10 protein-coding genes are annotated in these 12,421 nt (G+C 59.7%); 1 reads left to right on the top strand and 9 read right to left on the bottom strand.

The annotated features are described in order from the left end of the window. The first annotated feature begins 71 nt into the window (after positions 1 to 71). Entirely contained in the window at positions 72 to 1,022 is a 951-nt protein-coding gene (locus tag J2858_RS21580) for a LysR family transcriptional regulator (RefSeq protein WP_210106937.1), read from the top strand. Between the two features lie 24 nt (positions 1,023 to 1,046). Here J2858_RS21580 and J2858_RS21575 read toward each other — a convergent pair whose 3' ends face one another. The 9 genes from J2858_RS21575 to J2858_RS21535 form a co-directional block, all read right to left on the bottom strand. Next, positions 1,047 to 2,126, bottom strand: coding sequence for a serine hydrolase domain-containing protein (locus tag J2858_RS21575; RefSeq protein ID WP_210106936.1), 1,080 nt, complete (start codon positions 2,124 to 2,126; stop codon positions 1,047 to 1,049). A gap of 39 nt (positions 2,127 to 2,165) precedes the next feature. Then, positions 2,166 to 3,155, bottom strand: a complete 990-nt coding sequence (locus tag J2858_RS21570) for an ABC transporter ATP-binding protein (RefSeq protein ID WP_210106935.1) — start codon at positions 3,153 to 3,155, stop codon at positions 2,166 to 2,168. After that, positions 3,152 to 4,126, bottom strand: a complete 975-nt coding sequence (locus J2858_RS21565; protein ID WP_210106934.1) for an ABC transporter ATP-binding protein — start codon at positions 4,124 to 4,126, stop codon at positions 3,152 to 3,154. Before J2858_RS21565 ends, J2858_RS21570 begins: the two co-directional genes overlap by 4 nt. Beyond that, positions 4,123 to 5,022 (bottom strand): ABC transporter permease, encoded by a 900-nt coding sequence (locus J2858_RS21560; protein WP_210106933.1) that lies wholly within the window; start codon positions 5,020 to 5,022, stop codon positions 4,123 to 4,125. The genes J2858_RS21565 and J2858_RS21560 overlap by 4 nt, the downstream gene beginning before the upstream one ends. Before the next feature lies 1 nt (position 5,023). Beyond that, positions 5,024 to 5,995: an ABC transporter permease gene (locus tag J2858_RS21555; RefSeq protein WP_210106932.1), complete on the bottom strand. Its 972-nt coding sequence runs from the start codon at positions 5,993 to 5,995 to the stop codon at positions 5,024 to 5,026. Between the two features lie 164 nt (positions 5,996 to 6,159). After that, positions 6,160 to 7,722 carry an ABC transporter substrate-binding protein gene (locus J2858_RS21550; RefSeq protein ID WP_210106931.1) on the bottom strand — a complete coding sequence of 521 codons (1,563 nt, stop codon included), beginning with the start codon at positions 7,720 to 7,722 and terminating at the stop codon, positions 6,160 to 6,162. Between the two features lie 399 nt (positions 7,723 to 8,121). Then, on the bottom strand, positions 8,122 to 9,249 hold the full coding sequence (locus tag J2858_RS21545) for a serine hydrolase domain-containing protein (RefSeq protein ID WP_210106930.1): 1,128 nt from the start codon (positions 9,247 to 9,249) through the stop codon (positions 8,122 to 8,124). Between the two features lie 43 nt (positions 9,250 to 9,292). Further along, entirely contained in the window at positions 9,293 to 10,942 is a 1,650-nt protein-coding gene (locus tag J2858_RS21540) for a tannase/feruloyl esterase family alpha/beta hydrolase (RefSeq protein WP_210106929.1), read from the bottom strand. Between the two features lie 549 nt (positions 10,943 to 11,491). Beyond that, a complete protein-coding gene (locus J2858_RS21535; protein ID WP_210106928.1) occupies positions 11,492 to 12,391 on the bottom strand; it encodes a LysR family transcriptional regulator in 900 nt (299 codons plus the stop codon). Between the last annotated feature and the right edge of the window lie 30 nt (positions 12,392 to 12,421).

The raw sequence follows: 12,421 nt of genomic DNA, 5'->3' as shown, positions 1-12,421 counted from the left end.
CCTCTATTCTCGGTTGGCGCAGTCCATGCCATTGTATTTATGCACGCTCTGAAGACTGAGGCTGGTTTCGCATGCAGCGATTTTCGTTGGGATCCATCGATCTTAATCTCCTGAAGGTCATCTATGCCCTCGTGATCAAGGGCAACATGACGGCGGCCGGCGAGTATATCGGCCTCTCCCAGCCCGCAATGAGCCATGCACTCAAGCGCGTGCGGGCGATCATGGGAGATGAGCTGTTCAAGAAGACGTCCGGCGGTTTTGTGATGACGCGCTTTTGCACGGAGATATTTCCCGCCGTGCGGCGCATCATCGAGGACACGGAGTCCGTGATGCTGTCGCGCTTCGATTTTGAACCCGCGACCTCCAATCGCGCATTCAGAATCGGTATGAATGATTATTTTTCAGTCGTCCTGATGCCCCGCCTTCTCGAGCGTGTGCGTTCAAGGGCGCCGCACTGTGTGCTCGAGGTCATTCACATGCCGCGCACGGGCGGCACTCAAAACAGAAATTTCCTTCCGGTCGTTCAGGAACATCTCGACGAGGGCGCCATCGATGTGGCCGTCATGACGGCCGACACGTTTCCGGCCCGCTATCGATGCACGTCCCTCTTCACGGAGAGGCGGGTCTGCATCATGTCGGCCACCAATCCAGCCGCAAAGAAGCCGCTGACACTCGATGCGCTGTTATCGCTCGGACATGTCAAGGTCACCTCCGCCCCCAGTCGCCGGGGCTGGATCGATGAGCGGCTGGATGCCATGGGCCTTCAGCGCCGGGTTGTCGCGGTTGTCCCGCATTTTTCCGCCGCGGTCGCGATCATCGCCCGCAGCGATCTCGTAGCCATCATGCCGGAAAGCGTCGCCAGGCTGTTTGAACACTCGCATGAACTCTTGCTGCTGGACTCTCCGTTTGCGGAGGAAAAACAATCAACCAGCATGATCTGGCTTGCCGAAAAGGAACGCGATCCGGCAAGTCAATGGCTGAGAGAACAGATCTCGGCCTGCTTTACCGCGGACGCGACCTGATCGGGCGCCGTCCCGCGGTCTCGATCATCGGGCGGCCATCTTCGCGCGGATGAAACGATCGGTCACGGCGAGGAAATCTTCCATGGTGACTGCAGGCAGTTCTTCCTTGAAGCTGCCGTCGTTGCGCGCGATTGCGAGGTCGTCCGGGATCGCCCTTCTGTTCACGAACACCATGTCGAGCGCCGGCAGGCATAGGATGAACTGCCCGAAATGACCGGCGGCAATGCAGGCGCCACGCCATTCCGGTGTTTCATCACGAACGACAGGGATCCACCAGAGATAGCTGTAACCGGCGATCCGGGACTTCTTGCTCTCGTTCATCTTCTCCGCAGAAACGCGGATCTTCGTGCTTTCAGCCACCCATTCGGCCGGGACGACCTGGCTTTGATCCCAACGACCATTGCGGACCATTGCAAGCCCCAGTCGCGCCATATCGCGGCCGGACAGGAAGAAGTGGTAGGCGAGGTACCGTGACGCTCCGTCGTAACCCATCATCCGCTGACGGGCCGGATCAAAGTCCTGCATCTGCATCGGGACCGCGAAATCCTCCTCGAAGGCCTTGAAGACACTGCGGCCGGTCAACTGCTCGAACGCAGCCCCAAGCACGTTGAAGTCCCAGTTGTTGTAATGGAAATAGGCGCCGGGTTTCTTCGAGCCACGCTCGGGAATGTTCTTGGTGTTGCTACCGGGGCTTCCCGGCTGGTGGTACACGCCCGAGCTGCTGATCAGAAGATCGCGCAGCGTTGCCGTCTTTTCGATCGGCAGCAGGCCGTGATCCTCATCGATGCCGAGGTCCGCCATGGTCAGGTCGAGGTCGATCTTTCCTCCGGCAACGGCTTTGCCCATCAGCATCGACAGGATGCTCTTGCGGGTCGAGGCGAGATAGCTCACCTCGCTGATATCGCCATAGCTGTAGAGGATCTCGCCTCCGGCAACGGCCGTGAAGGACGTGGTCGGCAGTGCCTCCAGCGCCGCATCGACCTTTGCACGTATGTCGGCTGAAAGGCCGTGTTCCTGCGGATTGGCCACCTGCTTCCATGCTTCTGCCGGAAATGTTTGGCCAGGATCGGTCCCAAGATGTTCCAGAGGGGCTGAAACAGACATAGTTCTTCCTTTACGGTTATAGATTGTGATTTCCGGATGTCAGTCGTTCAGGTGGCAGGCGCTCTTGTGGCGCGAACCGACCGTACGAAGCTCGGGCCGCTCGATCCGGCAACGGTCCATCGCCAACGGACAGCGGGGGTGGAAGTGACAACCGGACGGTGGTGAAAGCGGGCTCGGTATTTCGCCCTCGATGGCCGAAAAGCTCCGCTGCACCGGGTCAAGGCTCGGTCTCTCCTGGAGGAGCGCGCGGGTATAGGGGTGATTGGGATGCGAAAACAGCTCTTCGACCGTCGCCTCTTCCACGACACGACCGAGATACATCACCACGACGCGGTCGGAGATATGTTCGACCACGGACAGGTCGTGGCTGATGAAGATGTATGTGAGGTCGAGCTGTTTTCTCAGGTCGAGAAACAGATTGAGGATCTGGGCCTGGATCGACACATCAAGGGCCGCGACCGACTCGTCGCAGATCAGCATGTCCGGCTGAACCGCAAGCGCACGCGCGATGCCGATACGCTGGCGCTGCCCGCCGCTGAACTGGTGCGGAAAGCGGGACGCCATGGAAGGATCAAGGCCGGCACGCGCCATCTGCTGACTGACATAATCATCCAGTTCCCGCGCCGTCGTCAGTCCATGATGAAGGGGAGCAGCACCTATGATCTCGCGCACACGCTGCCGGGGGTTCAGAGAGGAGGAAGGGTCCTGGAAGATCATCTGGACCTTTAGCCGCGCCGCCTCGGCGTCTTCCCCGGGCAGGTCCTGAAGACGCTTGTCGCGGAAGAGCACCGTTCCCTCGGACGCCTGCAGCAGGCCTGCCACCACCCGCCCGAGCGTCGATTTTCCGCAGCCGGACTCACCGACGATCCCGACGACTTCGCCTTCCGCGACAGTCAGGCTGACGTCATCCAAGGCACGGACGACGGGATTGGGCGCCTTTAGGCCCATGAATTCGGCGCCGCGTTCCACCAGTCCGCATTTGCGGCTGAAGCGTTTGCTGACGCTGCGAACTTCCAGTCGGTTGCTCATGATGACGCTCCCTCCATGACAGGGTGAAAACAGCGAAGAAGCCGACCTTCGACAGGCTCAAGTTGCGGGGGGCTCAGACAGAGCTGCGTTGCCGACGCGCAGCGGGGATGGAAGGCGCATCCTTTCGGCATGTTGGCGACGGAGGGTGTCGTTCCCGAGATCTGTTTCAACCTGGAGCCGCGCTGGTTGTGGGCAGGAAGGCTCGCGATCAGCCCGTTGGTATAGGGGTGCATGGGACGGCGCAGCAGGTCGGCCGTCTTGCCCTGCTCGGCGATGCGGCCGGCATACATGACCGACACCTTTTCGGCGAGGCCGGCCACGACCGAAAGATCATGGGTAATCCAGATCAGCGCGGTTCCCTTGTCGCGGGCAAGCTTTTGCACGATCGAGAGGATCTGCGCCTGGATGGTGACATCGAGAGCCGTGGTCGGTTCATCGGCAATGATCAGGTCCGGCGACATCAGCAGGGCAATGGCGATGGCCACTCTCTGCCGCATTCCCCCGGAGAACTGATGCGGATAGGCGCTCAGCCTTTCCTCGGGGCTGGGGATGCCGACCATGCCCAATGCGTCGCGCGCCCTCTCGCGGGCTGCCTGCTTGCTGATCTTTTCATGGGCATGCACGACCTCCATCATCTGCGTATCGATACGCAGGACGGGATTGAGCGTCGACATGGGATCCTGGAAAATCATGGCGATGCGGTTGCCGCGGACCGACCGGATTTCCCTCTCGGAAAGGTTCCGCAAATCCTTGCCCTTGAAGAGAACCTGTCCGCCGGTGACCTGGGCGGGCTTGTCGATCAAGCCCATGATCGACAGACCGGTAACGGATTTTCCGGATCCCGATTCGCCGACGAGCCCCATCACCTCTCCAGCTGCGAGCTCGAGATTGATGTCGTCGATCAGCGTGACGCGACCTTCCGACGTAACGACTTCGGTCTTCAGACTTCTGATTTCGAGCATAGCGGTCATTTCGGTGCAGCCTTCGGATCGAGCAACTGACGCAGGCGGTCGCCGACGAGGTTGATCGCAAAGATGGTGACGAGAAGCGCGATCCCGGGGAACAATGCGATCCAGTAGGTCCCCGACAACATGAATTCATAGCCGCTGGAAATGAGGAGGCCGAGCGACGGTTCGGTCACGGGGACGCCGAGGCCGAGGAAGCTGAGCGTCGCCTCAAGCGTGATCGCGCGCGCCACCTGCATGGTCAGCAGAACCACCAGCGGAGAAAGACAGTTTGGAAGAAGTTGGCGAAACAGAATATTCCGATGCGGCAAGCGCAGTGACCGTGCCGCTTCCACATATTCACGGCGAAGTTCCGTCAATGCGGCGCCGCGGGCGGTTCGGGCATAGGTGGCCCATTCCACGAGCACGATCGCGAACACCACGTTGCCGACGCTTTTTCCCAGCAGAGCGAGAATGAGAAGCGCCGAAAGGATGGTGGGAAAGGACAGCTGGAGATCGACGATGCGCATCATCGCCGTTTCGACCTTGCCGCCGACATAGGCGGCAGTCAGGCCGAAGGCGGTGCCGATGACAAAGGCGATAGCCGCCGATCCGAGGCCAACGATCAGGCTGATCCTGAGGCCATGAAGGATTGCGGAGAGCATGTCGCGACCCTGATTGTCCGAGCCGAACAGGAAGGTGAAGCCGGCCGAGGCTTCCGATCCCGGCGGCATGCGGCCATCCATGATGTCCAGCTGCATCAGGTCATAAGGGTTTTGAGGCGATAGCACGAGTGCGAAGAACGCCAACAGGACGATCAGGGTAATCAGGACGAGCCCAATGAGCGCAAGCGGCGAGCGTGAAAACTGTCGCAGGAATTGCAGCCCAGGGCGGAATTTGGCGGAACGCGGAATTGCCGGCACGTCACTCTCCCTGAAGTCGGATACGTGGATCGAGCAGCCGGTAGATGACGTCGACGACGAGGTTGATGATGACGAACATGATGACCACGAGCATGAGGTAGGCCACGATCACGGGGCGATCGAGCGCGCCGATGCTGTCGATGATGATCTTTCCGACGCCCGGCCAGGCAAAGATGGTTTCGGTGACGACGGAAAATGCGATTGTCTGGCCGATATCGAGGCCGACGACGGTGACGACGGGGATCATGACGTTTTTCAGAACATGGACGCTGAGAATGCGCCGTGGCGACAGGCCCTTGGCCTTGGCAAACCGGACATATTCGCTGGACATGGCTTCGCGGACACCAGCTTCGGTGAGACGCGTCACCATGGAAATGTTGAACAGCGAAAGGCCGATGGCCGGCAGCACCATGTGCCTCAGCCCGTCAAGCGTCACGAACGACCAGGGAATGCCGAACAGCGTTTGGGTTGCTCCACGACCGGAACTGGGCAGCCAGCCGAGTTGAACGCTGAAGATCATGATGAGCAGAATGGCGATCCAGAAGATTGGCAGGCTGAAGCCGAAGATCGACCCGATCATGATCACGCGGGAAAAGGCGCTTTCCGGCTTCCATCCGGCCATGAGGCCGAGGGGAACGCCGAAGACGAGCGAAAGGAGAACTGCGGCAAGGGCAAGCTCCAGGGTCGCCGGCAAGCGCGAGAGGATCAGCTCGACGGCCGGCTCCTTGTAAACGTAGCTGATGCCGAGATTGCCCTGGAGGACACCTTTGAGGAACAGAAAGAACTGTTCGTAAAGCGGGCGATCAAGGCCGAGATCGGCGATCAGCCGCAGGCGGTCTTCGTGCGTCGCTTCCGCCGGAAGCAGGGTTTCAATCGGGCTGCCGATCAGGTGAAGACCGACAAACACGATCACGGCCATGGCCAAAGCAACCAGGATTGCTTGCAGCAGGCGCTGGATGATCCATAGGGTCATGATACCCTCAAACAATGATGATGTGGGGCGACCCGCACATTCCACGGTGCGGGATGTCAGATAGACCGCATTTCGGCTTTTCGCATCCTTTTCGAAAGCCGCCGCTCATCTGCGCGCGAGATGTCAGTGACGGATCGGCAAACTTGCGATCCGTCACGTCAGGCTTATTCAGCGATGTCCTTGACGAGCGTACGCTCATCGATCCGCGGGGCGTAAGACAGGCCCTTGCGCGCGACCCATGCATTGCTCTGCTGATAAAGCGGTATGATGGCGCCGTCATTCACCGCAACCTTGACCGCTTCGACAAGTGCTGCTTCGCGCGCCTTGTCGTCGTAAATCGTCATTGCCTTTGCAACGAGATCATCCAGGGCCGGATTGGAATATCCGCTATCGTTTGCGGCACCCAGCCCTCGCTGCGGATCGACGGTGCCAAGCACGTTGACCAGCATGGAGCTTGCGTCATAGGTGGCGTTGCCGAGGCCCAAGAGCTTCATGGCGAAGTCCGATTTGCGCGACGAAAACGTGGTCCATGGAAGAGATTCCACATTCGTCTTCACACCGATGCGCGTCCACATCTGCGCAACTGCCTGCACGACGGCCGGCGCGTTGGGATAGCGGTCATTGGGCACGTGAACCGTCAGCTGGAATCCGTTCGGGAAGCCGGCGTCGGCGAGCAATTTCTTGGCGGCTGCCGCGTCCGGCTTGGGGGGCTGGATGTCATCGGTGTAGGAGAAGGCGCCTTTCGGCAGCCACTGGCCGGATGCCGTCGCCGTGCCTTCCATGATCTTGTCGACGATCCCTTCGCGGTTTATCGCCACGGACAAGGCCGTGCGGACCCGCGGATCGGCAAGCGGGTTTGTCTCCAGCGCGTCTCCATTCGGCCCCCTCACATTGGCCTTCCAGGTTTCGCCGGACGTCGTCGGCGCCAGATAGATCACGCGCAAGCCGGGCGTGGAGACGAAGGAGAGAGTGGCCGTCGACTTGAAGCGCGCGATATCGGTCGCCGCAGGCGCGTCGATAATGTCGACATCGCCCGCCAGAATGGCCGTTGTGCGCGCGCTGGCGCTGGAAATCATGCGGTAGGTCGCATGCTCCCAGACGACTTTCTTGCCCCACCAGTCGGGATTGCGCTCCAGTCCGACTTCGATGCCCTGCTTGAATGTCGAGAACCGGAAGGCGCCGGTGCCGATCGCCGCCTTGCCAGAATTATAGTCGGCGGTGTCTGCACCTTCACCGGCGTGCCGTGATACAATCGCTATATTGGCAAGATCACCCGGAAGGGTCGGCGCCGGTGACTTGGTGTCGATGATAACCGAAAGATCTCCGTCGGCTTTGACGCTCGCGACATTTCTGATGAAGCCGCCGAATCCGCCCGGGCTGTTGGGGACCTTCCCGGCTCGACCAAGCGTGAAAACCACGTCATCGGCGGTGAAGGGCTTTCCGTCGTGCCACTTCACACCGTCGCGAAGGGTAAAGCGCCACTTCGTATCGGAAACCGCTTCCCACTTCGTCGCCAGACCCTCAACCAGTTGCCCTTCGGCGGTTCGCTCGGTCAAACGGTCGAAAATCTGCATCGCGATGCTGTTGTTGGGGGATGCGTTGTAAAAATGCGGATCGACCGATGTGACGGTGCCGCTCAGCCCGATCGTGATGTCCTTGGCCGCTGCCGGGCCACTCAAAACGCTCGCACAACTTGCAAAGCCCAACCAGAAAGCTAGATTTTTCATATTGTTCCCTTTTATTGGCGCCCGCTGGAGCGCTTTTCTCGCGGTAGATTGGGATACATCTATTTCCAGGTGTTTTGATTTATCAAATGAATGTTTTTCTGGCGATCATTCGCCTGACGAATATCGCTGGGGACGATCTCAACGATGGGCGACCAATTCCTGCCGGATGCGAACTTGGACGTTGATCCTTCTGCTGCACGACAAGTTACTGATCGCACCCACACGCTGGTCGTGATCCGCGACATCCGGCGACGGCATATCCCCGGACTTTCATGGCGTATTCGCCGGGGAGCGCGCGCGCTGGATGGCGGACAAGCCGCCATCGCGCTGCTCTCAAAGAGGGCGGAGCGCCTGCGAATACGACCGAGGCCTTCGCGCGCGCTCCAGGGGTTCTGTCGCTCAGCTCAGCGCGGCAGCCGCCATGTCCGCGATCTGCAGAAACTCCGCGACATTGACCTTTGTCGGTTCGTAGGTGGTTTTGCCGAGATTGCGCGCGACCGCGAATTCGTCGGTCACGGCGCGGCGGTGGACGATCACGGTGTCGATCGCCGGCATGCACAGAACGAACTGGCCGAAATTGCCGTTCATGAAGTAGGAGCCTTCGAACGCGGGGGCCGTCGACGTCGGGATCCACCACAAATAGCCATAACCGAGACCTTCCTTGCTCTTGGTCCGTTCCGGGGTGACATGCATTTTCGTGCTCTCACTTACCCAGGATTCGGGCAGGATCGTCTTGCCGCCCCATTTCCCCTTCTGGAGCATCAACTGGCCGAGCTTGGCCATGTCGCGCGCCGAAAGGAAGAGGTGATAGGCCAGATAACGCGACTGGTTTTCGTAACCCATCATCCGTTGCCGGCCGAGATCGTAATCCTCAAAGCCCAGTGGCTCCGCCAGATCGGTCTGCAATGCTTCGAATATCTTGCGGCCGGTGCGCTTCTCGAAGATCGCGCCCAACACATTGAAGTCCCAGTTGTTGTAGAGAAATGTCGAGCCCGGAGGGGTTTTGCCTCGCCCCGGCGTGTTCTCATTTCCTCCGGGGCTTCCGGCCGGATGATAGACGCCGGAACTGGAAACCAGCAGATCCTTGACCTTTGCGGTCTTTTCGAGTGGAAGGAGGCCACCGTCTTCCTCGATGCCGATCTCGCCGATCGTCATGTCGAGATCGATCTTGCCTTCGCCGACATATTTGCCGAACAGCATCGAAAGCACGCTCTTGCGCGCGGAGGCGAGATAACTGACATCCGAGATGTTGCCATAGCGATAGACGATCTCGTCCTTATGGACGATTGCCATCGAAGTCGTTGCCATCGGGTAGAGCTTCTCTTCCATCTTCGCGAGTTTGTCTGCCGACCAGCCGGACGCCGAGATATCCTTGGCGAATGCCCAAGGCTGGCCCAGGGATGGGGCAGGGCAAGTGGCATCGGCTGCGGCAGAGGCGCGAGGTGCAAGAAGGCTCGCCATTGCCGCTGGAGCCGCTGCGGAAACGCCAAGCATGGAGCGGCGCGATAGGGTGAAGTTTTGGGTCATAATGTTCTTTCCTGAAATGAGAGTCTCTGTCGCCGTAAGGGCGTCAATCGCTGGCGCAGATAAAGCTGGAGGCTTGGGACATGTCGCCTGTGCCTTTGTACTTCGGCCAGGAGGGGTATTCGCAAAGAGGCCGTGTGCGCCCACGCGTGTCGGATTTGGTGGCATCCATGACGACCGGATTGACGGGGGGAACGCCATTTTCCACCCAGTTGTCGAGAGCGGTCAGATTGTCCCAGGTGGGCGAGAAACGTCCGCCGCCGTGGGCGAGGCCCGGCACAAGGTAGAAGCGGACGAAGGCGGCCGCTTTCTCACGACCCATCTTCGCCACGATGGCTTCGTAAAGTTTGGCGTTACCGTAGGGGCTCACGCTCGGGTCGTCGGTGCCCTGCAGCCAGATGATCTTGCCACCCTTGTCGGCAAAGGTTGACCAGTCTGTCTGGGTCGCGCCAATGATGCCGGACAGTTCGACGATGCGGTCCTTGAACTTGCCGGGATCGCGAATGTCGAAGGACAGGAGGTCCAGCGGCTGGTCACGCGCGACGAAGTTCTGAAGGAATTCGAACGCGCGGCTGGAATGATGAGCGTTCGGCCCCGAGACCGGTGGATTGCGCATCTGCGGCTCCGATCCGAGCTGCATCAGGATGCCTTCGAGGCTGTTATAGCCGGGGTAGCTATCAATTCCGTTCGCCAGCTGGTACGGCAAGGTATACCCGTCGTGGTAGATCTTGAGGGTCCGGTCGATCTGGGCTTTCGTGAGGCAGTTTTCCAGATTGCCGCTCTCGCCAGCCGTGCAGGCGAGCTTTTCAACCAGTGCGGCCGATTGCTTGCGGCAGCCGGATGCGTTGCTGATCAGACCGTCCGTGGCGCCGTCCAGCGCATCGCAGCTTGCAATCGCCTCTTTCGCAATCGTCTCGACCAGCTTCGGAGGGATCCACCCCGCCGACGTGTCGTCGTAGACAGCACGGGCAAGTCCTGCGCCCCAGAGCCTCAGACCCACGAAGTTGGCGGTGGGATAGTTCGTCAAGATGCCATCATAGGCATCCGGCCATCGGGATGCCGCCGTCAGACCTTCCCGGCCGCCTGTGGAGCCGCCCTGATAGTAAACTCTCTTGATGGGTCTGGCGTAATGCCGTTCGACCAGCGCCTTTGCGACATCAAGGGTCTTCCTGATGTGCATGTATCCATAGTTCAGCAGGGCTTCGTCGTTTTTTCCGAATGAGGCATCATCCGCATTCGGCGCCTTGTGGCCAGAATCGCTTCCGAAGGTGACATAGCCTTGCCCGAGCGGCGTCGGAACCACATCGAGACCGAGCGTCGTCTTCTCGGTCGTCGGCGGAATGCTGCCATTATATCCGCCACCGCCATATTGCAGCAGCTTCCCGTTCCAGCTGCTCGGCAAGTTGACCTGCCACAATATCTTGGGCGCTTGAGGATCGACGGGCAACGTTTCGCCCATGACTTTGCAAAAACCGCTTTGCGGACTCGCCGGGTCGCCAGATGCAACGAACGCAGCGGATGTCACCTTGGCGCCTGATGTGGGCAAGGTGATCGCACTTGCAGATAATGTGAATGAATTCAACGCTATGCACTGCGTGCCGGCGTCGCCCGCCTGCGCGGATGCAGGTGATGTTGAAGCGTACAAAACACTCAACGCCACCGCCAGCGGCGATAGCGCTCTTGCATAAATTCTCACGATTTTCCTCCTCGCCTAACCGGCGTCGTCACCAGTTGCGATGTCCTCTCCCGAACATCCCGACTGACGCTAAGCGCGCCAGGCACCGAGGTGAAATGCAAATATCAGATCTATTATTGCAATATTCACATGAGTCCGACTCGCTTCAACTTCTTGGCGAGCGATGGCCGCCTTCCAAGCAGGAGGGACATTTGACGCAAGCGATGAGCAGCCGGGGGAAGAGCTGCTCGACACGCGCGATGCATGGAGCTCGATACCAACCCTTTATGCATGTCGTATCGTCCGCGCTGGCAGGCTGGCCGCGCATCCCTTGCCAAAAATGTCGCCTCTTATTCATTGCCCGGCCGTGGGCGCGCTGGAAAAAGGCGCAGACTGGGCGGCGACAGCCTAAGCGGTTGGTGCCCGGATTGCGGCGGTGAAGATGCGTAGCGACTGCGAGAATCCGCGCCGTTAAGAAATGCTCGATGCCGCTGCCGCGATTTATCCCACCAATCCATCTGCCACCATTTTTGCGATGCTCGGGCTCTCTCCGCTTCGAGGATCTTCAGCCTACCAGCGGTTCTCCTGCACGTAAGTGACAAATGCCTTGAGGGGGGCAGGAACGTACTCCCGCCCGTGATAATACAGAAAGGGACCTGAGAAGCTCTGCCAAAACGGTTCCAATATCGGCACCAGCAAGCCGCTGTCAAAAGCCGGTTTCAGCCAATCCTCGAACAGATGGATGATGCCGCACCCTTCAATAGCGGTGGAAACCGCAAGGTCGATCGCGTTTATGTCCACAGATATCGGACCTGTCGGCTCAATCCTCACCACAGAGCCCGCCCGTTCGAATTCCCACGCGGCAGACGCGCCGCTGCTCAGCCGGCCATGCAGGCACGCATGATCGAGTAGATCTTCAGGTTGTTCCGGACGCCCATGCCGCGCCAAATAAGCAGGTGATGCGGCAGTGGCAAACCGCTGCCTTGCAGGCCCGATCGGTATAGCGATCATGTTCTTCGTCAGCCGCTCGTCGTAGCGGATGCCGGCATCACATCCCTCGGCAACTATGTCGACAAACTCATGTTGCGCCACGACTTCCACCCGGATGTTGGGATAGGCAGCCACGAAGCCGGGCAAAATTCTCGGCAGCACCAGACGGGCTACATTGACCGGTACGTTGAGGCGTAGTTTGCCGGCAGGCTCGCGACGGTACTTGTTCGCACGCTCTAAAGCCGCCTCGATGTCTGCCATGGCCGATTGTAGATGCTCCAGCAAATGCGCGCCCGCTTCGGTCGTGACAACGCTGCGGGTGGTACGATGGAACAGCCGGACCCCGAGCTGGCTTTCTAGCCGCTTCACGGCACCGCTGAGGCTGGATGCGCTGATGCCGGTTGCGGTCGAAGCCTCGCGGAATCCTCCTGCTGTCGCCACGGCGACGAAGGCGCGGGCAGCCGCAAAGTCAGTAGGCATTGTTCAAAATTCCGTACATCATGTGAGCGG

It is taken from the genome of Neorhizobium galegae (assembly GCF_017877135.1).
GTDB lineage: Bacteria > Pseudomonadota > Alphaproteobacteria > Rhizobiales > Rhizobiaceae > Neorhizobium > Neorhizobium galegae_A.
Note: the sequence above shows the minus strand (reverse complement) of the source record. Positions and strands in the feature narration are given on the sequence as shown.